This window comes from Paenibacillus sp. sgz302115 (assembly GCF_056120445.1).
Genome location: NZ_JBVYOK010000010.1, coordinates 90,430 through 114,438, shown reverse-complemented (window position 1 = coordinate 114,438; position 24,009 = coordinate 90,430). Strand labels below are relative to the sequence as shown.

Below are 24,009 nucleotides of genomic sequence, written 5' to 3'. Positions count from 1 at the left end.
TTTCTGCACAAGCTTATTCAAAAAAAGAAATTTACATTTACCACAGATTCATCTACAATAATGAGTGAGTACTCACTCATGTTCATATTCGTGGAATGGAGGAGATTAATATGAATCAGGGAAATGATGTTATCACTGTAAACCATGTCGGCAGAGCTTTTGGCAATAAAGAGGTGCTGAAGGATATTTCACTCCAGGTTGAGCAAGCGGAAACTTTCGGCATTCTCGGCCCTTCCGGTTCCGGCAAAACCACACTGGTGAAGCTGCTGATCGGTATCGACGAGGTGTCCTCAGGCGAGGTGCATGTGCTTGGTGTCAAAATGCCCCGTTTAGCGCTGCTGAACCAAATCGGCTACATGGCGCAATCTGATGCTCTGTATACGGAGCTGAGCGCAAAAGAAAATCTGGAGTTCTTCGCTGCCCTCTACGGATTAAAAGGCGGGAACCGCACCCGCCGAATTGCCGATGTGATGGAAATCGTTAACCTGCAGGAGCATTTGCATAAACGGGTGGATCAATATTCCGGGGGGATGAAACGCCGTTTGTCGCTGGCCATCGCCCTGCTGCATGAGCCGCCGCTGCTGATTCTTGATGAGCCTACAGTCGGCATTGATCCGGTGCTGCGCCAGTCCATCTGGAAAGAACTGAGGGCACTTAACGGGAAAGGCACAACCATCGTGCTCACTACCCACGTCATGGATGAAGCCGAAAAATGCGACCGGCTGGCTATGATCCGTGATGGGCAACTTCTGGCAGTTGACACTCCGGCAGGACTGCTGGCTAATACAGGCTCAGCTACAGTTGAGGAAGCTTTTCTATATTATGGAGGTATCCGGCGATGAGAGTACGTGCGATCACCCTGCGAATCCTGCAGCAATTCATTCATGATAAAAGAACGATGGCGCTGATGTTCATCGCCCCCCTGCTGGTGCTTAGCCTGATGAGCCTGGTCTTTAACGGCAATGCATATGAGCCGAAGATCGGCCTGTCCGCCGAAGCCGCTCCGTTCAGAGGTGCGCTTGAAGCGCAGAACGCTACTGTTACAGAGTATGCATCGGTGGAGCAAGGCAATGCCGCGCTGACAGATGGCAAGCTTGATGCCTTCATTTCTATTGAAGACAAAACCCCTAAAGTGCTGCTGGAAGGCAGCAACCCTACCGCTAACCGTGCAGTGATGCTGGCCCTGCAGGAAGCGCTGCAGAGTCTGAAGCCCTCAGTTGGCGGGCAAGAAACCCTTCAGCCGCAGATCAGCTATTTATACGGCGCTGAAGACATGAAGACCATCGACCGCTTCGGTCCGATTATGATCGGCGTATTTGTCTTTTTCTTCGTCTTCCTTATCGCCGGTGTCTCTTTTCTGCGGGAGCGGACGACCGGAACACTGGAGCGCCTGCTCTCCACTCCGCTTAAGCGCTGGGAAATTGTCATCGGCTATGTCTGCGGCTTCGGGATATTCACCGTGTTCCAGGCGCTATTAATCTCCTGGTTCTCCATCCAGGTGCTTGGCATTATGATGGCCGGAAGCTTCGGCTATGTGCTGCTCTTAACGCTGCTGCTGTCGATGTCGGCGCTGACGCTGGGCACGCTGCTCTCGGCTTTTGCCGCCAATGAGCTGCAAATGATCCAATTCATTCCGCTGGTCATAGTGCCGCAGATCTTCCTGAGCGGATTGTTCCCGCTGGATACTCTTCCCCTGTGGCTGCAGCGGATTGGGCTCGCAACGCCGATCTATTATGGCTCGGAAGCGCTGATGAATATCATGATCCGCGGCAAAGGCTGGAGCTCCATCGCGCTGGATATCTATGCCCTGATCGGCTTCTCCCTGCTGTTCATGGTGCTCAATGTGCTGGCCCTGCGCAAGCACCGCAAAATGTAAACTTCCGACTTCCTGTGATAGAATACAGTGAATGCAAAGATTTGGGAGGATTTATGTGATGGAGAATAACAATACAGCGGACCCTCAGGATGAAGAGCAATGGATCAAAGATCTGCTGGCCATCAGCCAAGAGGAGAAAATAACGCCCAAGCAGCTCGCCATTGTGCAAGCGGCGATTGAAGTCTTTTCCGAGAAGGGATATTCCGCTGCGGCCACCAGTGAGATCGCCCAGAAGGCCGGAGTTGCTGAGGGAACGATATTCCGGTACTACAAGACGAAAAAAGATCTGCTGCTGTCGATTGTCGGACCGATGATGACCAAAATGATCGCTCCCTTCGTGCTGCGCAATTTCAGCGGCGTGCTGGATGCTCCGTTTGACAGCTATGAGGCCTTTTTACGCGCTTTAATGATTAACCGCCTGGAGTTTGCCCGCAAGCACATCAAAATCCTCAGAATTCTCATGCAGGAAATCCCGTTTCAGCCAGCGCTGCGCGAGCAATTCCTTGAGAATGTGGGGGGGCAGATTATGGAGCGTATGGTCGGCATTATCGGACATTTCAAGGAAAAGGGCGAGATCACTGATGCGCCTACGCCCGCTATCATACGCTTTACCATTTCGTCAGTGATAGGCTATCTAATGGCACGGTTCCTGTTCCAGCCGGAGAAGGATTGGAATGACGAGGAAGAAATCGAGCTGCTGCTCTCCTTCATGCTTCACGGAATCGGCGGGCCGGCCTTGCAGCGGAAGGTTGAGCAGGACTGAGGACGGCGTGGAACTCACAGAAAATTTTGTTAAAAACCAATTCTATCGAATATCCCCTATGATATAATGATAAAAATCACAGCAATATTTTATCATTTATACATATGGAGGGTTTTTGATGCGATTATTCAGACTTGTGGCGGTATGTCTTGCCGCTTCACTGCTTTTCATGGTCCAACCCTGGATTGCCAAGGCATATGTTTCCAATTCAGACGCTGCGCTCAGCTTAATTTTCCAAGGGGCAGGTAACCTTTCGCCTGCGTTCAGCCCGGAGATTACGGATTATCAGGTAACGATGCGCAGCTCTGAGCCCGGTTATTACACTGCCGCTGCTTCTGCAAACGTTGATGCGGCAATGGAGTATTCGATAAATGGCAGTTCATGGAGCCCCTTGGCCTATTGGACATCGACCGGCTATCTCCCAACCAATCGCGGAGATAATACATTTCGAATCAAAGTCACTTCAACCGATGGAACAACAAGCAGAATATACACGATTCATATCAATTATCCACACACGAATGATTCAGATCTGCGCGGCTTAAGCTTAAGCACGGGCAATTTGAGTCCTGCCTTTCAATCCTCCACATTAAACTACACAGTAAATGTTCCCTTTACGAGCAGCAGCGTGAGTGTAAACGCCATATTGGATGACCCTGCCGCTACTGTGAAAATTGCCGGACAAGCTGCCCAAAGCGGTGTTTCATCTCCTCTTCTCCCGCTGAGTGTTGGAAGCAATTCAATTGAGGTCGAGACCCGGTCGCAGGACTCCACCACCACCAAAACCTATTCGCTTACGGTCAACCGGGCTGCCCCTTCCACCAATGCGAATCTAAGCGCTTTGTCGGTTTCCGGGAACAGCCTGACCCCGGCTTTTCAATCCGGCGTGACTGATTATAGCTTGCAGGACGTTGGTTTTACTGATGATACGATTAGTGTAACTCCTGTGTTGTCTGACTCTACAGCAACCGTTGCTGTACGTGTTAACGGAGGAGCTTATACTCCTGTGGTCAGCGGCGCTTTGAGCATTCCGCTGGCGCTCCAGGCGGGAGACAATACGATTGATGTCAAAGTAACCGCCCAGGATGGGCTCACTGTAAAAACATATCAAATCACTGTACACCGCCAGAGCAGCAATACCAACCTCTCGAATCTGGATGTCGCTCCGGGTGCTCTGAATGAGGTGTTTACCGGCAGCCTGCTGACTTATACGATGAATGATGCAAGCTATGATACGGATACTCTAACAGTAACTTTAGCGTTGTCGGACCCCTCCGCTTCGGCACAGATCAAAGCTAATAACGGCAGCTATACAGCGGTGACTCCCGGACAGGGTGTAGAAGTACCACTCCTGGTGGGCAGAAACACAATCACTATTAAAGTACTGGCCGAGGACAAAAGCTACTCCAAACTGTACACAATTACTATGAGAAGAGTACAGGATAGTACACTCTCCCCAGCCTCTAGTACATTTGACAAGTATACTTCCAATACCACAGCAGGCCATTACCGGGATGTCACAGCAGAGCTGAGTCTGAACGGCAACCTGCTGACCGGTCTTATGCTGGGCACCAAAACTCTGGACAATACCGCTTACACGGTTTCCGGGAGCACCTTAACCATCACAAAGGAATATTTATCCACCCTTGCGGTAGGTGAATATGAATTCGAGCTGGTGACGGATGCGGGAAGCCATCCTAGATTCAGTGTAGCCGTAAAGGATACAACGCCTACGGTGCTGGTGGTTAAGGCCGCCGGGGATGCGGCGGCCACCCTTGCGTGGACACCGGTCAGCGGCGCTACCGGGTACACGGTGTATGCCAGTACGGTTCCGGGGACGTACGGAACCGCACTGGCAACCTTGGGCGCGGGTGCCGACAGCTATTCGGCAGCCGGCCTGACCAACGGGACGACGTACTATTTCGTCGTCAAGGCCGTTAATGCTGGAGGCGTCAGTGCAGCGTCCAATGAAGTCAGCGCCACGCCGCAGATGCCTGCGCCGGGCAGCGCGCCCGTGATCCAATCGGTCACGGCAGGGGACGGTCAGGTGCATCTGGTCTGGGATATAGTCGGCGGAGCGACCGGATATGATATTTACCAGAGCACGGCATCCAGCGATTACAAAACAGCGGCTTCCAGTGTTACCGGAACGGTATACAGCTATGACGCCACAGGCTTGACGAACGGAACAACGTATTATTTCGTCGTCAAGGCCGTTAACGCTGGAGGCAACAGCGCAGCTTCCAATGAAGTCAGCGCCACACCACAGGTGTCTGCGCCAGGTGCGCCGTTCGTGCAGTCTGCTGCACCGGGAGATAGACAGGTTAGCTTGGGCTGGAAGCCGGTTGCTGGCGCCTCGGCATACACCATCTACCAGAGCACGGTGCCAGGTAATTACGATAAAGCCGCCGGAACGGTCACCGGCTCAGTCTACAGCTACGATTCTGCAGGACTGGTCAACGGAACCACCTATTATTTCGTCGTTAAGGCCATTAACGCCGGAGGCGACAGCGCAGCTTCCAATGAAGCCAGCGCCACGCCAAGAACCGTACCGTCTGCCCCATCTGCTGTCAGCGCTACGCCGGGAGACGGTCAAGTGACGATAACTTTCACAGCTCCTGCGGATAACGGCGGAAGTGCTGTCACCTCTTATGAGGTTATAGCTTCCCCCGGCAATATCGTCACAGCCGGCCCCTCAAGCCCGATTACAATAACAGGATTGGTGAACGGAACAGCCTATACCTTCAACGTACGAGCCATTAACGGAGCAGGTCGTGGTCCGGTATCCGGGCTGCCCAATCCGGTGACGCCGCAAGCTCCAAGTAACGGAAATGGAGGCCCGGCGACACCAGCAGCACCGTCAGCGGAGACGCCTGCGAAAGAGGTTACCGTGTTTGTCAATGGCAAAGCCGCCGAAGCAGGCAGCGCGTCTACCCGCCTGTTGAATAACCTAAAGCGCATCACCCTGACGCTCGATCAGAGCAGACTTAACGGAATACTGGCTGCGCAGGCACCAGGAGCCGTGGTTTCTATTAATTTTAACAGTATGTCGGACATTCAGACCGTAGAGCTAAACGGCCAACTGCTTCAGGATTTGCAGCAGAATCAAGCGACTCTCTCGATTCAAACTGACAAGGCGACCTACAGCATTCCTGTTCAGCAGATCAGTTGGACTGCGATAGCCAATCAGCTTGGAGAGAGTGCTGCTGCAGCAGATGTGACCCTGCAGATTGTAATTGCCGCCCCGGATGGGGACCGATTAAGCATAGCCCAGGCTGCAGCATCAAAAGGGAAGTTCTCCTTCCTCGCCGCACCACTCGATTTCTCAGTAAATATCATTCGTGGTAATGCAGCAAATGAATTGTCCAGCTTCAGCGCTTATGTGAAGCGGACGATTGCCCTCCCTGCCGGAACCGTTCCGGGCAGTGCTACCGGTGTGGTGATTGACGCGGATGGAACTGTGCGTCATGTTCCTACCGCATTTGTGATGAACGGCGGCGTCTATACTGCGATCATCAGCAGCCTAACAAACAGTACGTATGCCGTAGTCTCACATCCGCTCCAATTCAAGGATGTTGCCGGACATTGGGCAAAAGACGCTGTGAATGACTTGGGCGCAAGAATGATTATTGGCGGCAGCGAAGACGGTCTCTACCTGCCCGATCAGGAGATTACCCGCAGCGAATTTGCAGCGATTCTCGTCCGTGGGCTTGGCCTTAAGCCTGTAACTGGAGCCTCTCCATTCACGGATGTGAGTAGCACTGATTGGTACAACGGAGCGGTTCACACCGCTTACACGTACCATCTGATCAGCGGGTTCGAGGACGGTACCTTCCGGCCAAGTGGAATCATCACTCGTGAGGAGGCCATGAAGATGATCGCAGAGGCGATGACACTTACCGGACTGTCAGCGAAGATCACGGACGGAAGTGCAGGAGTGCTGCCTAGTTCTTTTGCCGATGCGGGCGAGTCTTCAGCATGGGCAGTGGACAGCATCGCCGCCAGCCTGCAGGCAGGCATCGTCTCTGGCCGCAGTAGTACAATGCTTGCACCGAAGGCACATATTACGAGAGCTGAGGCAGCCGTCATGCTTCGCAGATTACTACAGAATTCCGGGCTGATCGGGCAATAAGCACCGGACTACGTACCGGCCATTTCCCAAGCTGCATGGGGAATGGCTTTTTCTTTTTCATAACCCCTGGTTTGAATGGTTCTGGTATTATGGGTACTATAGAATTTGGATGCAAGGACATGCCTTAAGGAAGTGATCACATGACGAGATACTATGTGCCGGAACGGGTAATCCAACTGCTGTGCGGAAGGGAAGCTTTGGACCTGGGCCTCTCTTATTCGAAGTCAGGAAAGGTTGACCTGACCTATACAGAAAATAACGATGGCCTGGAATATTCGAAATACCGGGCTGTCGTCTATGGGCTTGAGAGCTACGATGTAACACTTACGATAGATAGCGACGGCGATGTTAATGGGGAATGTTCTTGCCCCGCTTACTCCCACGGCGGACCTTTTTGCAAACATATCGCTGCGGCTCTGGTGCATATTCTTTATCTCGAAGAGGACAGAGCACTCGAAATATCCAGCGCTCCGCCGGCTTCGCGCAATTCGAACGCCGCTTCACTTGAGAAACGTGGAGTATCTGGTGATCGTCAGCTTGTGAGCAGCATGCTGGGAATGTTCGAGAACATCCGCCAGCGCCCAAGCGGTGCGGGAACCTATTCGGATAACAGAATGCCTCTACAGGTAGAATTTATCTGCAAACCGTTTACCTATAACTTCAGCAGCCAAATGCTCGGGATAGAAATCAAAGTCGGCCCCAAACGCACCTATGTCGTCCAGAAAATAAGAGCGTTCCTGCAGTCCGTTCACCGCGGCGAGCCTTTTGAATTTTCCAGGCAATTCAGCTACGACCCGGCCCTGCACAGCTTCAAAAAAGAAGATAATACCGTGCTGCTGAAGCTGATTGAGATTCTGCTCAATGAACAGCTCTATCGCAGCAATATCAGCCACTACTTGCCTCATGCTGGAAACATGGGCGGGGAGCGGCTGCTGCCGGTTCCGCCTTTTTTCTGGGACAACCTCTTCCCTGCGCTCACCGAGACCTCTTCCGTTCATCTGCAGCATGGCGAGATCAGCACTGAAGGGCTTCAACTCATCCCGGATCTCCCTCCACTGAGCTTTCAGTTCGATCAGGCCAAAGGGGATGGCTACTATCTGGATATTCAGGGACTGGCGAAGATTACAGTGCTGGAGGAATATGGGCTGATCCTGTCCGAAGGCAAGCTGCTGAAGCTGCCGGTCCAGGAGTGCAAGCGTCTCACCGAGCTGAAGAAGATGCTGGCCGAGTCCAGAAAAAGCGGGATTGCCATTGCCCCGGAGCAAATGGAGCCTTTTATGGAGAAAGTTATGCCCGGGCTGAAAAAGCTGGGACAGGTGCATATTGCCGAAGCGATTGCTGACCGAATCGTACAGGCTCAGCTTCAGGCCAGATTGTATCTGGACCGGGTAAGGGACAGGCTGCTGGCCGGGCTGGAATTCCAGTATGGCGATATCGTGATCAACCCGCTGGAGGAGAAGTCCGGCGAACGCGGCCATGAAGTGATCCTGATGCGGGACAGTGAAGCCGAGCGGCGGATTCTGGAGCTGATGGCGCATGATTCTTTTGCCAGAACGGAAAGCGGCTATATTATGAGTGACGAGGAAGGGGAATATGATTTCCTGTACCATACGATTCCGCTGCTGGAGCCGCTGCTGAAGGTCTACGCCACCACGGCCGTTAAGGAAAGATTATTCACCGGCACATCATCGCCCAAAGTGAGCCTGACCTGGAACGAAAAGACCGACTGGCTCGAATTTAAGTTCAGCATGGCGGGCATTGCGGAGTCGGATATTGTGCACGTGCTGAAGTCACTGCAGGAAAAACGCAAATACTACCGTCTGCCGGACGGGGCGCTGCTGCCGCTGGAAAGTGCAGAGCTTCAAGAGATTATAGCCCTTATGAATGAGCTTGGTGCAGGCATAGGCGAGGTGAAAAGCGCGGAATTCTCACTGCCCTTAGTCCATGGTCTGCACCTAAATGCTGACACAGGCAGGGGAGAGACCGATGCCGTCAAGCTCGGCCGTTCGTTCCGCCGTCTGCTGGCCAATATGCGGAATCCCGAAAATCTGGACTTTCCTGTGCCGGAAGAGCTGGCTCCTGTGCTGCGGGATTACCAGCAATATGGCTTCCAGTGGCTGAAGACGCTGGCCCGCTACCGCTTCGGCGGTATTTTGGCGGATGATATGGGTCTCGGGAAAACCTTGCAGAGCATCGCTTTTCTGCTCTCCGAGCTTGAAGATATCCGGCGGAGCGGCCTGCCCGCGCTGGTTGTCGCCCCGGCCTCTCTGCTCTACAACTGGCACAATGAGCTGAAGCGCTTCGCCCCGCAGATCAAAGCAGCCATCGCTGACGGAAGCTTAACCGTCCGGACCCGGACACTGCGGAATGCGGCAGCAAACGATGTAATTATTACCTCTTATCCGCTGCTGCGCAGAGATGTGGCGCTATACGTCAAGCACTCGTTCCACACCCTCATTCTCGACGAAGCGCAGGTGATCAAGAATCATGCCACCCAGACCGCTCAAGCGGCAAAAGCGCTGCAAGCACGCTACCGCTTCGCACTTACCGGCACACCGGTGGAGAATGCGCTGGAGGATTTGTGGTCCATTTACGGCGTAGTGTTCCCCGGGCTGTTCCCAGGCAAAAAAGCCTTCCACGACCTGCCCCGGGAGACCATCGCAAAGCGGGTACGGCCGTTTCTGCTCCGCCGCCTCAAAAGCGATGTACTCAAGGAGCTGCCGGATAAAATCGAGTCGCTGCAGGCCTCGGAGCTGCTGCCGGAACAAAAAAAGCTGTATGTCGCCTATCTGGCCAGGCTGCGGAAGGAAGCGCTCAAGCATCTCGACAGCGACATGTTCGGCAATGGAAGGCTAAAGGTGCTCGCCGGGCTTATCCGCCTGCGTCAGCTTTGCTGCCATCCTGCGCTTTTTGTTGATGGATATAAGGGGAGCTCCGGCAAATTTGAGCAGTTGCTGGAGATCATTGAGGAGTGCCGCAGCTCCGGCAAACGAATGCTTGTCTTTTCACAATTTACCGAAATGCTCCACCTGATCAGCCGCGAACTGGGCCTCCAGGGGGTTCCGCATTTCTATCTGGACGGCCAGACGCCTGCCTCCCAGCGGGTCGAGCTCTGCAGCCGTTTCAATGACAGAGAACGCGATCTTTTCCTGATCTCGCTCAAAGCCGGCGGCACGGGCCTCAATCTGACCGGAGCGGACACCGTGATTCTCTATGACCTATGGTGGAATCCTGCTGTCGAACAGCAAGCGGCTGACCGTGCCCACCGGATTGGGCAGAAGAAGGTAGTCCAAGTGATTCGTCTGGTTGCACAGGGAACGGTAGAAGACAAGATGTACGAGCTGCAGCAGAAGAAAAAGAACCTGATTGATGAAGTCACCCAGTCAGGACAGGATGCCTTGAACACCTTAACAGAGCAGGATATCCGGGAGATTCTGATGCTCTGATTCTTTGCCTGTTAAAAATGGAAGGGGCTATTCTCTGTGTAGCATTTCTACCAAATGTGCATAAAATGAAGGATGAACAGATTGTTTTACGGAAGAAGGGAGTTCCATGCCCCCTCCTGGCAAAGGAAAGAAAAACGGCGTAAAGAAACAACCGGCAAACTCAAAAACACAAGTCCCGAAGGGACTGGAGTTCACGGTAGCTGCGCTCCTCTTGTCCGGCAAGCTGCGGGTAGACTCCGTCCAGATGTTCACAAACGCCACCCTTGTCATCGGCCTTACGGGAAAATATACAACATTAAATGATTTAAGTAACAACAATGTTGATAAGCTGGTCAGCTTTCTCGATGATAACAGCAGTCTGACCTTGAATGAGATTATGAGCGCCTTGAAGAAAAAGGCTGACAAATCTTAAAGCTGAGGAATCCATAAAAGGGAGGGCATTTTTCGTATGGACAGCTTTGACGGAGAGGAATTTACCGGGGGGATTATGCTTGTGGTAGTGATTGCCCTGCTTATTTTTGGCTCGACAGAGATTAAAAATCTTTCCACTGCACCAACTGGGGATTGATCCATACTCCCCGGTCTTTGTGTATAGTTGACCATCCATTAACAACATCGCTATTGCTTTCTTCCAATAATTCGCTATACTAATAAAAAATCAATTTACAATCAATGAACGGGAAAGTAGTGATCTTGATCTAGTCCCAGCGAGCCGGGAGAGTGGAAACCGGTACAGACCTTATCATGAAGCGCACCCGGGAGATGGACTTCTGAACTTGCAGTAGGAAGCCCCGGCTGAAGGCCGTTAACCTGTGAGGTGGCTGAACCGCTGTGTTCGGCAACGAGAGTGGTACCGCGAGCGCTTATGCCCTCGTCTCTTTTGGAGACGTGGGCTTTTTTGTGTTTGCAGGACCGGTGTATTTTTTCCGTTAGGCTAGTCAGTCTGCAATCTTGAAGGAGAGGGATTCTTTGTTAAGTCAACTCATTAAAAATCATTTGGAACAAAGTGTGCATAACGTATTCAGCAGTCTTGACGCTGCCGGCGCAGCTCAAGTAACTATCTCGCTGGAGCAGCCCGCTAATGCCGATTTCGGTGATTATTCAAGCAACATTGCCATGCAATTGGCCAAAATCCTGCGCAAAGCGCCTATGGCTATCGCAGAGCTGATCACAGACGAGCTTCAGCAAATGGGTACAGCTGGAGGAATGCTGCAGCGGATCGAGATTGCCCCTCCGGGGTTCATTAATATGTACATCAACTGGCAGGCCTGGGCGGGCCATTCCTTTGAGCTTCCAGCGGCCGGCGGGGACAAGGTCATTATCGAGCATACCAGCGTAAACCCAAATAAAGCCATGCATATCGGACATCTGAGAAACTCCTGTATCGGGGATGCACTGGTCAGGATTTTGCGGAAAACAGGATTTAACGTGGAAGTTCATAACTATGTGGACGATCTGGGCAATCAACTGGCGGATACGGTGGTGGGTCTGCTTCATGTGCCGCTCTCGGGAGAGCATGTCCGGTTCGGGGATTACTGCTGGGATATATACGCCGCCATCAACAAGGAATATGTGCAGCAGCCGGAGACGGTCCACAAACGCACCGAGATTCTTCACGCGCTGGAGGAAGGCCACGGCAACACAGCCTGGCTGGGCAGCCTTGTCGCTGAACGGATTGTGAGAGAGCATGTAGAGGAAATGAGAAGCTTCGGCATCGGCTATGACCTGCTGGTCTGGGAGAGCAATATTCTGAAAGAAGGCTTCTGGTCTTCCGCTTTTGCGCTGCTGGAGCAGACACCCGTCTTTGTTCAGGAGGCAGAGGGCAAGCTCGCAGGCTGCTGGATTCTGAAGCAATCGGCCGCAGAAGGAGCGGAGATGGATTCGGAGAAACATCAGAAGGATAAGGTGCTGGTGCGTTCGAACGGGATTTTGACCTATACCGCCAAGGACATTGCTTATCATCTCTGGAAATTCGGCCTGCTGGATAAGGATTTCACCTACAATGAATTTAATGAGGGGTTGTGGACCACCGGCTTGGCGGGAACGCAGATGCCTTTTGGAAAAGCGGACATGGTCATCAATGTCATCGACTACAGACAGGAATACCCGCAGGCGATGGTGAAGCAGGCTTTGGAGGTGCTTGGGTACACTGCGCAGGCAGAGAAGCTGCATCATGTAAGCTACGGCGTGGTTTCGCTGAGTCCAGCTTCCGCCGCTGAGCTTGGAATTGATACCTCGGACGGCAAAAGCTCATACGCCATGTCCGGCCGCCAGGGCATCGGCGTCAAAGTGACGGATCTGGTCCAGCTTATGGAGAACACTATCGAAGCCACCCGCCCGGACAAAAGCGGACTCTCCAGCCGGCTCATCGCCACCGCCGCGATCCGGTATTATCTCCTGCGCTTCAATCTGGGCACGGAGATCGTGTTTGATTTCAAGCAGGCCACAGAAATTTCCGGCAATACCGGAGTCTATCTGTTGTACACTTATGCCCGTGCGGGCAGTGTGCTTAGTAAAGCAGAGAGTAGAGCAGCATCCCCTGTGGAGGGAACGGAATTGCTTCCCCCATTTCCAATGGAGCTGGACAAAGCAGAGCATGCCCTGCTGCGGCATCTTAGCGCCTGGCAGGACACTTTGTATTCAGCGAGCATCGAGTTGACGCCTAATACTATCTGCAATTACGCGCACACGCTGGCTTCGCTGTTCAACAACTTTTATTCGGCCTGCCCGATTCTCAAGGGGGAGAACGATGCCATACGTTTCCGCCTCTGGCTCACCCTCTGCTTCCAAGCTACCTTAGGCGAGGTTCTCGATGTGCTCGGACTGCCGAAGCCGGAGCGGATGTAGGTAAGCATCGTTGATCTGTATCAACGGACCCGGCCATAACCACAGGGTGATCGCTTACGAAATGAACTAAAACAGGAAAACCGTAAGGCAGGCTGGTTCGATCTGAAATAACAGCAGAAATGCCGTTGTTGGAGCAAGATTGGGTGGTTCATTATGAAATAACGGCATAAACTCCGTTGTTGGAGCAAGATTGGGTGGTTCATTATGAAATAACGGCATAAATACCGTTGTTGGAGCGGATTGGACGGTTCGCTCAGAAATAACGGCATAAATGCTGTTGTTGGAGCGAGGAGGGGCTATCAGCCTGCTCCAAGGATGGGTATTAACACTCAGAGACTGGACTATAACTTACTACTTCAGCTCACTCTGGGCCCCGCTCCTTAAGTGGATTTTCTCCCACTAATTTCGGACAAACCACCTATCTGCAGATGCTAGATGGAATTCCTCCAACTAATTATCCTATATTTCAGCTCGAAGGGTAGTTTCGAGATAAATAACTATACTTTTTCCACATAAACCATAGATATTAGGCAATATGGCTGAATTAAGTGACTTTTTTCCAACTGTAGCATCCCCCAAACGCACAAGGCAGCCTTCCCGAAGGAAGGCTGCCTTGTGACGTCCCGGAAGGGATACAGCCCGTCCGGGCTGATTGCGAAGCGGTGCTAACGAAGCCTATGCTCCAACGAACCAAGGGCTTCTCTTCCCCCGGACGCACAAACAGCCTTCCCGAAGGAAGGCTGCCTTGTGACGTCCCGGAAGGGATTCGAACCCCCGACCGTGCGCTTAGAAGGCGCATGCTCTATCCAGCTGAGCTACCGGGACAAATGTGAAAATGGAAAGCTTTTATTACATATGTATTAACGCAACGTTATTTATTATAACTTATTCAGCAAATTTTTCAAGGGTTCGCTCAAAAAAATGGAATCTTTATCACATATTCCGGCAGCACTAACCCCGGAGCGGAATCACAAAAGGATTCCGCCCCTTTCCCTAATCCGCCGCCAAGGCAGATTTAGCAGCATCACTGCCGCTCATTCCCAAGTCTCAAGACGGCTTGTGAAAATGTGCCTCCAGCTGTTTTTTCAAATCACCAAAAATAAGCAGCTCACGCTGGAACTTGGAACGTTCATCCTCAGGGCTCATGATAGGGCTGCCGGTGAATGCACTGACTGTTACATCCTGAAAGGCATCATGCAAATTGTTATCAAACCAATCGGTTGCCGTATCCGCATCATTCGTCAGAATGCGCACAATTTCATAACCTTCCTCGCGCTGGTCCTCCACAATGTACACCAAAAGTGCGGAATCGCCCACAGCCCCCGGCAATACGCCAACTTCTGCACAAGGCGCACCGTCATATTCGGTCATTCTGCGGATTTTGGCATCTTTAATGTAATACACGGATTATCATCCCTCCTGGCTAATTTCCTTCTGCCTTAGTGTTCGGATAAGGACATACATTTTATCCCTTCCTTCGGCATATATCTGTATTACTTGGCAAAAAAGAAAGGACAACAATCGCACAAAAGAGAGGATGAACCATAATGTGCGGAATAACCGGATTTATCCAGTGGCGCGGCGACCTCACACAGCACTCGCAACTGCTTGTAAAAATGACTGAAACCTTGGAGAACCGCGGGCCTGATGCAGCTGGAACCTGGATCTCCGGACCCTGTGCCTTCGGACACCGCAGACTTAGCGTTATCGACCCCGAGAACGGTGCCCAGCCGATGATCGCCCGCCATGACGATAAGGTCTACGCGATTGTGTACAACGGCGAACTATATAATGCTCCTGAGCTCAAAAGAGAACTCAAGCAGCGGGGGCATCATTTTCTCACAGAATGCGATACCGAGGTTCTGCTCCACGCCTATATCGAATGGGGACCGGACTGCACGGTGAAGCTGAACGGGATATTTGCCTTTGCCGTCTGGGACAGCTTGCGCGATCAGGTATTTCTGGCACGCGACCGTCTCGGGGTGAAGCCGCTGTTCTACAGCCAGGTGGACGATGTGTTCGTCTTTGGCTCTGAGCCCAAAGCATTGCTGCAGCACCCCAAAGTGAAGCCGACTGTAGGACCGGAGGGCCTGGCTGAAATTTTCATCATCGGTCCGGCCCGTACACCGGGACATGGGGTATACAAAGATATATTCGAGCTTCGTCCCGGTCATGCCATGATTTACAGCAGAAATGGAATCCGCAAGTACGCTTATTGGGAACTGGAAAGCTACACACATACTGACAATGTAGACGAAACGGCAGCCAGAGTGCGTGAATTGCTTCAGGATACGCTGGAGCGCCAGCTGGTTTCTGACGTTCCGGTCTGCTCGCTGCTCTCCGGGGGGCTCGATTCCAGTGCGCTGACCGCGCTCGCTGTAAATTATTACAACCGGACCGGCCAAGGCCGGGTAGACACCTATTCCGTCGATTATGTCGATAACGACAAGCATTTCAAAAGCCATTCCTTTCAGCCGGGTGCAGACGGTCCTTGGATTAAGCGGATGGTCGATGAACTGAACACCAACCACCATTATGTGAACTTTGATACTCCCGAGCTGGTAGCCGCGCTGGACAACGCCCTCTATTCCCGCGATTTGCCGGGGATGACCGATGTGGATTCGTCGCTGTATTTATTTTGCCGGGAGATTAAAAAGAACGCGACTGTCGCCATTTCCGGCGAAGCCGCTGATGAGATTTTTGGCGGATACCCGTGGTTCCACCGCGAGGAGATGCTGTCCTCCGGTACATTCCCCTGGTCGGTAGCCCCGGGCATGCGCGCGGGCCTGCTGTCCCCGGAAATCCGTGAATGGATTCGTCCGCTGGAATATTTGGGCGACAAGTACAGCGACGCAGTGGCTGAAGTTCCGAGGCTTGACGGTGAGAGCGGCAAACAGGCACAAATGCGCGTGATGTCTTATCTCAACATTACCCGCTTCATGCCCACTCTGCTGGACCGCAAGGACCGGATGAGCATGGGCGTAGGCCTGGAAGTCCGCGTACCTTATTGCGATCACCGTCTGGTGCAGTACGTCTTCAACATTCCCTGGGAAATCAAGACGGTCGGCAACCGTGAAAAAGGCATTCTCCGCAAAGCGCTGGAAGGCATCCTGCCGGATGATGTGCTCTACCGCAAAAAAAGCCCTTATCCCAAAACGCACAACCCTGCTTATTTGAATGCGGTCCGGTCGCAAATGCTGAGCATTCTGGATGATTCCACTTCTCCGATTCTGCCTTTGATAGACGCCGCCAAAATCCGTGAAATCGCCGCATCCCCGGAATCCTCCAGCAACCTGCCGTGGTTCGGCCAACTGATGTCCGGCCCGCAGCTATTTGCTTATCTGGCCCAGGTCAATCTCTGGCTGCGGAAATATAATGTTTCTATCCTGAAATAACGATGTCCGAACAGAGGACATTGTTATGGAAGCCTCGAATTTGGCAAAGCCAAATTGAGGGCCTTCTATGAAATGTCATCGTCTGAAGTGCCGCGAAAGAGCGGCATGGCTGTCTATTGTATAAAGGGAGAAAAACCTCTACAACTAAAGATGAAGATTATCTTGGCTAAAGGGGTTATTTCCAGATGAAATCCTCTGTTAAACCTGATCCTCTGCTTAAAAGAAAACTGACCGTCTTTATTCTGACGACCTTCGGCTTCACCTGGCTCTGCTGGCTGCCGCTGCTGCTCAATAAGCAGTTTGCCGCCGGCGTGCCGGTGCTGCCCGGACAATTCTATCTCGGCTCCTTCGGGCCGCTGTTAGGCACAATAGTGAGCCTTAGACTGCCGGGAGAAGGCGGCTTTGCCGTCTGGTGCCGGACCGCCTTTTCCTTTTCTTTTCCTGCAAAATGGCTGGTGCTGGCTGCAGGACTGCCACTAGCCTATGGAGCAGTCGCCGTTGTGGCGCATACCCTGATCACCGGCAGTGCGCCAGACCCGCACAGGTTCGGACTGACCTCTGACCTGCCGCCGCAGTTCAACATCTGGATGACCTCTCTGGTGTGGATGCTTACCTTCGGGATCGGGGAGGAGAGCGGCTGGCGCGGCTATCTGCTCCCGAAGCTGCACAAACGTTACTCCCTGTTCACCTCTGCCCTGCTGGTAGCCGTCATCTGGATGGCTTGGCATCTGCCGGCCTTCTGGTTCAATGAGAGCTACCTTGGAATGGGCTTCGGTGTGCTCGGCTGGGCGATCAGCCTCACCTACGGCTCGGTGGTGCTCGCCTGGATCTGTGCCGGAAGCCGCTGGAGCATCATTCCCGTGATCCTCTGGCACGGCATATTCGATCTGCTGACCGCCAGCGACCAGGCCGCAGAGGTAATGGCCATGGTCTGCAGCATGCTGGTCATTATCCACGGCATCCTTCTCATGCGGATATTGGGCAGACGGCGCAGCCTGCCTCCTCCGCAGTAAAATAGGGGAGGATCTAAGCAATAGACCCCTGCCATTCTGCAGATCGGCTCATTCAGCAGCAGCTTCGCAGCTAAATGCGGGGGTTTTTTAGGGCAGCCCGGCTGCTGCCGGTGCATCACCTCTTTCCCGCGTTAGGCGGCCATGCGGCATTTCTGCTGCAGATGATCTCAAACCAAAGAGCAAGTCCCGCGAAGGAGACTTGCTCTTTGGGCAATACAATATTTTATTGGCACCATTCACTCCGGTTTAGAAGTTGAAGTTATCCGGGTCCGGGCCGAAGCGGTGGTTCCGGTTCAGCGCCTCGATGGCCTTAATGTCCTCATCGCTGAGAGTGAAATCGAAGAAACCGGCATTCTCGGCAATACGCTTGGCATGCACGGACTTCGGAATCGTAATGACGCCTTGCTGCAGATCCCAGCGCAGCACGATTTGCGCTGCGGTTTTGCCGTATTTGCCAGCCAGCTCCTGCAGCAGCGGCAGATCCAGATTGCCTTGCATCAGCGGACTCCAGGCCTCCACCTGAATGTCATGCGCTTTTGCATATTTCAGCAGTTCACGCTGGGTAAGCAGCGGGTGGAATTCCACCTGATCAACAGAAGGCACCACTCCGGTATCCTCAATAATCTCCTCCAGATGATGTGGCTGGAAATTGCTCACGCCAATGGATCTGACCAGCCCCTCTTGTTGCAGATGCACAAGCGCCTTCCAGGAATCACGGTACTTTCCGGCCACCGGCCAGTGAATCAGGTACAGATCCACAACATCCAGGCCAAGCTTTTTACGGCTGACCTCAAAAGCCTTCAGCGCCGACTCATAGCCCTGATCGCCATTCCAGAGCTTTGTCGTGATGAACAATTCATCCCGGGGCACACCGCATTCACGGATGGCTTGTCCGACACCTTCCTCGTTCTTATATCCGGCAGCCGTATCAATACTGCGGTAGCCCGTCTCCACTGCCGACTTCACCGCATTGATGACTTCCTCGCCGTTCTTAGCCTGCCACACTCCCAGCCCCAGCCAGGGCATCGTTACTCCATCATTTAGCGTAGGTCCTCCAGAAAATGGTCCGTTTGCTTCCGTCATTATTAACCCTCCAAACGTAGTGGTATCGTGCGGACACGGCTTCGCCACCCTTTACTCAGGATGGTATTGGTCTCAGCTTCAAGTACAAGGATGATTTAGCTATTTCCAAAATCAGTATAGCGGTTCATGCCCGGGATGCCAAAAACATCAGTGCAAACGCGGCAACATATGGCTCTTGAAGTGGCCGTCCCAAGCAAATACGGCTGGCACAGCTTCAACAACGGCATTTCTGCCGTTATTACCAAGCAAATCCGCCCGCATGGCTCCAACAACGGCATTTCTGCCGTTGTTACCGAGCAAACCCACCCGCGTGGCTTCAACAACGGCATTTCTGCCGTTGTTACCAAGCAAACCCAACCACACAGCTCCAACAACGGCATTTCTGCCGTTGTTACCGAGCAAACCCACACACACTGCTTCAACAACGGCATTTCTGCCGTTATTTCTGTGCATAATGGCCCCTGTGTTGATGCTCCCAAAGTTAATTTACTTCCTCCCCTCTATAACCCCGACTCACATGAAAAAAATCATATTTCTCTATTCATAAAAAAATAGAGTGCGGCTGCCTACACAGTCCACACTCCATTACATTCACTTTACTTCTCAATCAGCTTGAAATCGTCGAAATGGAATTCCGGCGATACGATGCAGGAGACCAGCGTTGGCTCCTCGCCAAGCGGCCGGGCTGCCTGCCATACACCTGGCGGAATTACAACCTGCGGCTGCTGTCCCGCAGCGATATCAAGGCCAAGAATCACCTCGGTCACATTCTCCGGCTTGTCGCCGTTGCCGCCAAGGCTCAGGACAATCGGGCTGCCGGAATGCCATAACCAGATCTCGGAGGACAGCACCGTGTGCCAATCCGAGGTTTCATCCGCATGAAGCAAAAAATAAATCGAAGAGGCCGAGGCTCTTGGCCCGGAGTAGCTCTCACCCAGATTTTCCTGGGGAATTTCAAAAGGAGCGTTCCAAAGTCTTTTGTACCAACCGCCTTCAACGTGAGGCTGCAGCCCCAGCGCTTCTACCAGCGGTGAAATTTCTTTTTGCGTCATCATGTTCTCTCCTAAGAGTTTTGCATAGCAAAACTGGCATCGTAAGCATGCGCTTCGTTTTGCTTTTACTTTAACGGAATGTGGCGCAATTGTAAAATATCCCGCTTACTTGCTCTCCTTGCTCGCTTTGAACACCTCGGCCATTGCACCGAGCGTACCGAGCGTTTCAACGGCGCTGGTTGGCAGGAATACCTTGTTCGCAGCCCCCTTGGAAATTTCGGTCAGCGCGTCGAAGGATTGATACGCCAGCACCCGCTCATCTAGCCCTGCGCTGCTGATCAGCGCAATCCGCGCTTTCTCGGCTTCGGCTACCGCCTGGATCGCTTTGGCCTGGCCCTGCGCTTCCAGCTCCTGTGCCTGCCGCAAGCCTTCCGCCTGACGGATACGCGCTTCCTTGTCGCCCTCCGCCTTCAGGATCTTGCTCTGCTTGTCACCTTCGGCGCGCAGGATCATATCCTGCTTCGCGGCTTCCGCCTCCAGCACAATCGCGCGTTTGCTGCGCTCAGCCTTCATCTGCTTATCCATCGCTTCCTGGATATCAAGCGGCGGCTTGATATCAATAACCTCTACGCGCTCAATCCGCACGCCCCATTTCTCGGTCGCCTCATCCAGCGCCAGGCGGATGTCCGAAGAAATCTTTTCCCGGCCGGACAAGGTTTCATCCAGCTCAAGCTTACCGATAATCTGCCGCATCGTCGCTGTGGAAATGTTGCGCACCCCGTACACATAGTCGGAAATTCCGTAGGTCGCTTCTTCCGGGCCCACCACCTGATAGAAAATAATCGTATCAATCTGCACCTGCACATTATCCTTCGTAATCACCGTTTGCGGCGGCACATTGGCCTGCTGAATCCGCAAATCGTGATACGTGCGCACATGATCAATGATCGGAATCAGAATATTCAGACCTGGTGTGAGCAGGCGGTGAAACTTACCGAGACGCTCAACAACGCCTACCCGCTGCTGTGGTACGATTTTGATGGTCAGCGCTACAAATACGACAACAACAAAAATAATAATCCCTATAATAGCCAATTCCATCAGTACATATCCCCCCATCGGACTACTTCAATAATTGTGGAGCTTCTGCCAACCACTTTGACTACTTCATCCTTGCCCAGCGGCTCTATTGATGTTGCGCTCCAGATGTCGCCGCCTACCTTAACCTGACCATAACGCCCCGGCTCAATTGGCTGTACGACCAGGCCCTGCCTGCCTACAATATCTGTCCCTGCATCCTTAAACCCGCGCGAGCTGCGGAATCTCGCCACCAGCGGCTTCGAGAATACCGTCAGTCCCAGCGCCACCAATGAACCTGCAACGACCTGAAGCAATATCGCATCCGGCAGCAAAAGCGAAACAAGACATGCCGCCAAAGCGCCAATACTTAACCAAAGCAGATAAAACGTAAGCGTCATCATTTCAGCGACAAACAGGACACCGGCTGCAATTAACCAAAACACCCAGATCATCATCGGCGAACCCACCACCTTCCGCTATATACTACTATAACGAAATTAACGGCGTGACGTTGCATAAGTTTTTGGGGACCCGGACACAGGGGTGCATAGCCATTATATTTCAGCGGATGGCAGCTTATGAGCGGCAGCCGTTTACAGAAGATAAAAAAGCTTGCAGAGTGAAGGCCTCGCCTTCTCTGCAAGCTTTTTTGCTCTCTGCCTTCCAAGTTAACTTGGAATCCAATCACGCTGCCTTTTGATGAGTACTAGTTCAATTGCCAGAGCGCCGGTGTTAACACCGGCTCCCAGCCCACCAGCGAGGTATGAGCCTGCCAACAGGTGTACACTTTGCCGTCATAGCTCACTTTGTCGCCCACTTTGTAGGCAACTCCTGCTGTCCAGGCGGTTATTCCGGGAGTCGCGGTCGGTGTCGCAGTTGGGGCGACTGTGGCAGTAGGCGTTGCCGTTGTGCTCGGTGTTGCTGTTGGTGTAGCGCTTGGCGTTGCCGATGGCTTCACCGTGGCCGTAGGCGTTGGCGTTACCGTCGGCGTCGGCGTTGGCACCACTCCGCTGCCCAGATCGGCACTCAGCTTGTTTTGCAGCGTTTTATTGCGGTCGCCGCTTGTCTCCCAGAACATCGCCCCTGCCAGACCTTTGGTTTTGATGTAGCTGGTTTTGTAGCCGAAGGATTCTACGTCATCATAGCTGATGTAGGTTTGCGTAGAGGGATTATAGAGATAGGGAACCTTGGAGGTGTTGTTCCAATAGCGGGTATATCCATTTTTATTGATATAGTTGGCTTCAAGATCATAGAAATCATAGTTTCCCTTTTCCCATGTGCCTGTGGATGAAATGCCAGCCGATACCTGATACTGCCCGTTCCCGGTACTCGGTGCGCCGCCCCAGCCACGTCCGTAGAACGGCATCCCCATCACCAGCTTATTCGCCGGGACTCCGCTCGCCAGATAGGCTGTGACGGCCTTGTCGATGTTGTAATTCGCCGGATCGGTCAGACCTGACGAGGCTGCGGCAGCATCATAGTAGAGCGGAGCGTTGTGTCCGGTAGTCGTGTTCCAACTGCCATTGAAGTCATAGGTCATGATGTTGATCCAATCGACCACCGCGGCGATGCCGCTAAGATTATTGTTCTGGATAAAAGCCGGACCTGCACCGGAGGCGATGGTAAGCAGGTAGGTTTTACCGTCGGCGGTGCCTGCGGCGTTCAGCTTTTCGCGGATTTTCTGAAGCAGCAGCACGTAATTCTGTTTATCCTCCGCGCGGTAACTGTTGCCGGCAAGTCCTCCGCTGACCGGATATTCCCAGTCCAGATCAACGCCATCCATTTGGTATTTACGGATGAAATCCACAGCAGAGTTCGCGAATACTTCACGGGTCGCTGCCGTCGCGGCAACATCCGAGAAGCGGTTCGACCAGGTCCAGCCACCGACCGATATCACCGTCTTGAGGTTCGGATTCTTTTCTTTCAGTTTCCAAAGCTGCTTCAGGTTGCCTTTGATGGGATCATCCCATTTATCATCGCCGAAGCTTTTCTGGGCATCAATCCATGGATCACCCAGTACAATTGTGCCGTTCGGGACGCTGATCGTCTGGCCTTGTTCATTTTGACAGCTCCATGTAACCGGATTCGGGCCGGTGGGATCAGGATTCCCGTGAACCCCGTTCCAGCATATATCGGCAAAAGCATAGTTGATCACATTCATTTTACTGGGATCAATATCCGTTACGTTGTAAGCCCGTCCGTAGGCAGCCCACGAAGTATAATAACCGACGAGCTTATAGCCTGCAGCTGCACTCACGGTTTTGACGCTTGTACCCAAGGTTGAAAAGAAGGCTATAACCAGAGCAACTGCCATGCCAAGCACAAAGGTTTTGCGAAATCTTCTTTTATTGAACATTAATCCTATACCTCCTCAGGTTCGCTGGAAAATCCTGCTTCACTGGCAAAAATCCAGTGCTCACCTCCCGGTTCGGATTTACCTTCATCCTGTGTCTCTAGTAAATTCATGACATCAAGATGATAGATTAAGTACACAAAAAAAAGCGCACGAATACTTTGTCCGGTACGATAAGGTGGAGTGCATGGAACTGGAGGATTCATAACTTAGGAAGGATGAAGGCAATTCTTATTCTCATACAAAGCACTTAATTATGCTAGGGGGAAATTTCCATAGTTAGGGGGTAATATCATCTAATTTCCAGTTATTTGGATTTAAAAAGACCCACCCGCAATTTTGCGGACAGGTCCCTCTTCATTACTAAAAACACTCCAACAAGGCTGTTATTTCCCCTGCTCCTGTTCAGCAGCCAGCTTCCCGGTCAGAAGACGCAGCGCCATGCCCCGGTGGCTGATGGCCTGCTTCTCTTCCAGCGTCAGCTCGGCCATTGTTTTTCTGTACTCCGGCAAGTAAAACAACGGATCATAGCCGAAACCTCCGCCGCCCGTCTGCTCTGAGGTAATCCAGCCTTCCACTGTGCCTTCGGCAGTCAGCTCTTTGCCTGTTGCCGGATCATACAGGGATAAAGCACACACGAAGCGGGCCATACTGAGCAGCGGCTGGTCAGTATCCTCGCCCTGCTTCAGCTTCTCCAGCTCACTCAGCAGCTTCAGGTTGTTCTCCTTGTCGTTTGCCTCTTCACCCGCATAACGGGCCGAATAGACGCCCGGTCTTCCGTCCAGGGCATCCACGCAGAGGCCGGAATCATCCGCCAGGACGGGCAGTCCGAGGGCATCCCCGACTGCCTTGGATTTTTTCAGAGCATTCGCGGCAAAAGTATCGCCATCCTCCACCACTTCCGGCAGCTCAGGATAATCGAACATGCTCTTCACCTCCAGCCCAAGCGGTGCAAAAGCATGCTGGAACTCGCGCACCTTGCCCTTGTTCTTCGTCGCCACAATCAAAATTCCGCCGCCGGATTTCATG

At 52.7% G+C, this 24,009-nt stretch carries 17 protein-coding genes, 1 tRNA gene and 1 other annotated feature; of the genes, 10 read left to right on the top strand and 8 right to left on the bottom strand.

The window, feature by feature from the left end; translation table 11 throughout:
* Nucleotides 1-110: 110 nt before the first annotated feature.
* The 7 genes from AC0LWN_RS19165 to AC0LWN_RS19135 all read left to right on the top strand — a co-directional run bounded on the left by AC0LWN_RS19165 (nt 111) and on the right by AC0LWN_RS19135 (nt 13,064).
* Nucleotides 111-842, top strand: a complete 732-nt coding sequence (locus tag AC0LWN_RS19165) for an ABC transporter ATP-binding protein (RefSeq protein WP_474668076.1) — start codon at nt 111-113, stop codon at nt 840-842.
* Nucleotides 839-1,876, top strand: coding sequence for an ABC transporter permease (locus AC0LWN_RS19160; RefSeq protein ID WP_474668074.1), 1,038 nt, complete (start codon nt 839-841; stop codon nt 1,874-1,876). Before AC0LWN_RS19165 ends, AC0LWN_RS19160 begins: the two co-directional genes overlap by 4 nt.
* A 58-nt stretch (nt 1,877-1,934) precedes the next feature.
* Nucleotides 1,935-2,639, top strand: a complete 705-nt coding sequence (locus AC0LWN_RS19155; RefSeq protein ID WP_474668072.1) for a TetR/AcrR family transcriptional regulator — start codon at nt 1,935-1,937, stop codon at nt 2,637-2,639.
* Between the two features lie 118 nt (nt 2,640-2,757).
* Complete coding sequence (locus AC0LWN_RS19150) at nt 2,758-6,771, top strand: cadherin-like beta sandwich domain-containing protein (RefSeq protein ID WP_474668070.1); 4,014 nt, start codon at nt 2,758-2,760, stop codon at nt 6,769-6,771.
* Nucleotides 6,772-6,911: 140 nt separating this feature from the next.
* A complete protein-coding gene (locus AC0LWN_RS19145) occupies nt 6,912-10,217 on the top strand; it encodes a DEAD/DEAH box helicase (protein ID WP_474668068.1) in 3,306 nt (1,101 codons plus the stop codon).
* A gap of 106 nt (nt 10,218-10,323) precedes the next feature.
* Nucleotides 10,324-10,629, top strand: a complete 306-nt coding sequence (locus AC0LWN_RS19140; RefSeq protein ID WP_458966953.1) for a hypothetical protein — start codon at nt 10,324-10,326, stop codon at nt 10,627-10,629.
* A 251-nt stretch (nt 10,630-10,880) separates the two neighbouring features.
* Nucleotides 10,881-11,099: a binding site (T-box leader), on the top strand.
* An 87-nt stretch (nt 11,100-11,186) separates the two neighbouring features.
* Nucleotides 11,187-13,064: an arginine--tRNA ligase gene (locus tag AC0LWN_RS19135; protein ID WP_474668065.1), complete on the top strand. Its 1,878-nt coding sequence runs from the start codon at nt 11,187-11,189 to the stop codon at nt 13,062-13,064.
* A gap of 751 nt (nt 13,065-13,815) precedes the next feature.
* Here the strand turns inward: AC0LWN_RS19135 and AC0LWN_RS19130 are convergent.
* Together AC0LWN_RS19130 and AC0LWN_RS19125 are read right to left on the bottom strand one after the other, a co-directional pair.
* Nucleotides 13,816-13,889, bottom strand: a tRNA-Arg gene (locus tag AC0LWN_RS19130).
* Nucleotides 13,890-14,111: 222 nt separating this feature from the next.
* Nucleotides 14,112-14,468: a hypothetical protein gene (locus tag AC0LWN_RS19125; protein WP_458966955.1), complete on the bottom strand. Its 357-nt coding sequence runs from the start codon at nt 14,466-14,468 to the stop codon at nt 14,112-14,114.
* A gap of 143 nt (nt 14,469-14,611) precedes the next feature.
* Between AC0LWN_RS19125 and asnB the strand changes: the two genes are divergently transcribed.
* On the top strand, nt 14,612-16,459 hold the full coding sequence (asnB, locus tag AC0LWN_RS19120) for an asparagine synthase (glutamine-hydrolyzing) (protein WP_474668063.1): 1,848 nt from the start codon (nt 14,612-14,614) through the stop codon (nt 16,457-16,459).
* Between the two features lie 185 nt (nt 16,460-16,644).
* Nucleotides 16,645-17,472, top strand: a complete 828-nt coding sequence (locus AC0LWN_RS19115) for a CPBP family intramembrane glutamic endopeptidase (RefSeq protein ID WP_474668061.1) — start codon at nt 16,645-16,647, stop codon at nt 17,470-17,472.
* 246 nt (nt 17,473-17,718) lie between these two features.
* Here the strand turns inward: AC0LWN_RS19115 and AC0LWN_RS19110 are convergent, their stop codons facing one another.
* Complete coding sequence (locus tag AC0LWN_RS19110; RefSeq protein WP_474668059.1) at nt 17,719-18,555, bottom strand: aldo/keto reductase; 837 nt, start codon at nt 18,553-18,555, stop codon at nt 17,719-17,721.
* 135 nt (nt 18,556-18,690) lie between these two features.
* On the opposite strand from AC0LWN_RS19110, the gene AC0LWN_RS19105 reads away from it, so the two are divergent.
* Nucleotides 18,691-19,110, top strand: a complete 420-nt coding sequence (locus AC0LWN_RS19105) for a hypothetical protein (RefSeq protein ID WP_474668057.1) — start codon at nt 18,691-18,693, stop codon at nt 19,108-19,110.
* Nucleotides 19,111-19,151: 41 nt separating this feature from the next.
* Here the strand turns inward: AC0LWN_RS19105 and AC0LWN_RS19100 are convergent, their stop codons facing one another.
* The 5 genes from AC0LWN_RS19100 to AC0LWN_RS19080 all read right to left on the bottom strand — a co-directional run bounded on the left by AC0LWN_RS19100 (nt 19,152) and on the right by AC0LWN_RS19080 (nt 24,008).
* The gene (locus AC0LWN_RS19100) at nt 19,152-19,607 is read right to left on the bottom strand and encodes a cupin domain-containing protein (protein ID WP_458966972.1); all 456 of its coding nucleotides are present in this window, start codon (nt 19,605-19,607) and stop codon (nt 19,152-19,154) included.
* A 105-nt stretch (nt 19,608-19,712) separates the two neighbouring features.
* On the bottom strand, nt 19,713-20,648 hold the full coding sequence (locus AC0LWN_RS19095; RefSeq protein ID WP_458966960.1) for an SPFH domain-containing protein: 936 nt from the start codon (nt 20,646-20,648) through the stop codon (nt 19,713-19,715).
* Nucleotides 20,648-21,082 carry an NfeD family protein gene (locus tag AC0LWN_RS19090; RefSeq protein ID WP_474668055.1) on the bottom strand — a complete coding sequence of 145 codons (435 nt, stop codon included), beginning with the start codon at nt 21,080-21,082 and terminating at the stop codon, nt 20,648-20,650. Before AC0LWN_RS19090 ends, AC0LWN_RS19095 begins: the two co-directional genes overlap by 1 nt.
* Nucleotides 21,083-21,333: 251 nt before the next feature.
* Nucleotides 21,334-22,983 (bottom strand): glycosyl hydrolase family 18 protein, encoded by a 1,650-nt coding sequence (locus tag AC0LWN_RS19085; RefSeq protein WP_474668053.1) that lies wholly within the window; start codon nt 22,981-22,983, stop codon nt 21,334-21,336.
* Nucleotides 22,984-23,366: 383 nt separating this feature from the next.
* Complete coding sequence (locus AC0LWN_RS19080) at nt 23,367-24,008, bottom strand: XTP/dITP diphosphatase (protein WP_474668051.1); 642 nt, start codon at nt 24,006-24,008, stop codon at nt 23,367-23,369.
* Between the last annotated feature and the right edge of the window lies 1 nt (nt 24,009).

Excerpts from the sequence above, each read along its gene's own strand:
- AC0LWN_RS19165 (WP_474668076.1), top strand. The coding sequence starts at position 111 with ATGAATCAGGGAAATGATGTTATCACTGTAAACCATGTCGGCAGAGCT.
- AC0LWN_RS19160 (WP_474668074.1), top strand. The coding sequence starts at position 839 with ATGAGAGTACGTGCGATCACCCTGCGAATCCTGCAGCAATTCATTCAT.
- AC0LWN_RS19155 (WP_474668072.1), top strand. The coding sequence starts at position 1,935 with ATGGAGAATAACAATACAGCGGACCCTCAGGATGAAGAGCAATGGATC.
- AC0LWN_RS19150 (WP_474668070.1), top strand. The coding sequence starts at position 2,758 with ATGCGATTATTCAGACTTGTGGCGGTATGTCTTGCCGCTTCACTGCTT.
- AC0LWN_RS19145 (WP_474668068.1), top strand. The coding sequence starts at position 6,912 with ATGACGAGATACTATGTGCCGGAACGGGTAATCCAACTGCTGTGCGGA.
- AC0LWN_RS19140 (WP_458966953.1), top strand. The coding sequence starts at position 10,324 with ATGCCCCCTCCTGGCAAAGGAAAGAAAAACGGCGTAAAGAAACAACCG.
- asnB (WP_474668063.1), top strand. The coding sequence starts at position 14,612 with ATGTGCGGAATAACCGGATTTATCCAGTGGCGCGGCGACCTCACACAG.
- AC0LWN_RS19115 (WP_474668061.1), top strand. The coding sequence starts at position 16,645 with ATGAAATCCTCTGTTAAACCTGATCCTCTGCTTAAAAGAAAACTGACC.
- AC0LWN_RS19110 (WP_474668059.1), bottom strand. The coding sequence starts at position 18,555 with ATGACGGAAGCAAACGGACCATTTTCTGGAGGACCTACGCTAAATGAT.
- AC0LWN_RS19105 (WP_474668057.1), top strand. The coding sequence starts at position 18,691 with ATGCCAAAAACATCAGTGCAAACGCGGCAACATATGGCTCTTGAAGTG.
- AC0LWN_RS19100 (WP_458966972.1), bottom strand. The coding sequence starts at position 19,607 with ATGACGCAAAAAGAAATTTCACCGCTGGTAGAAGCGCTGGGGCTGCAG.
- AC0LWN_RS19095 (WP_458966960.1), bottom strand. The coding sequence starts at position 20,648 with ATGGAATTGGCTATTATAGGGATTATTATTTTTGTTGTTGTCGTATTT.
- AC0LWN_RS19090 (WP_474668055.1), bottom strand. The coding sequence starts at position 21,082 with ATGATGATCTGGGTGTTTTGGTTAATTGCAGCCGGTGTCCTGTTTGTC.
- AC0LWN_RS19085 (WP_474668053.1), bottom strand. The coding sequence starts at position 22,983 with ATGTTCAATAAAAGAAGATTTCGCAAAACCTTTGTGCTTGGCATGGCA.
- AC0LWN_RS19080 (WP_474668051.1), bottom strand. The coding sequence starts at position 24,008 with ATGAAATCCGGCGGCGGAATTTTGATTGTGGCGACGAAGAACAAGGGC.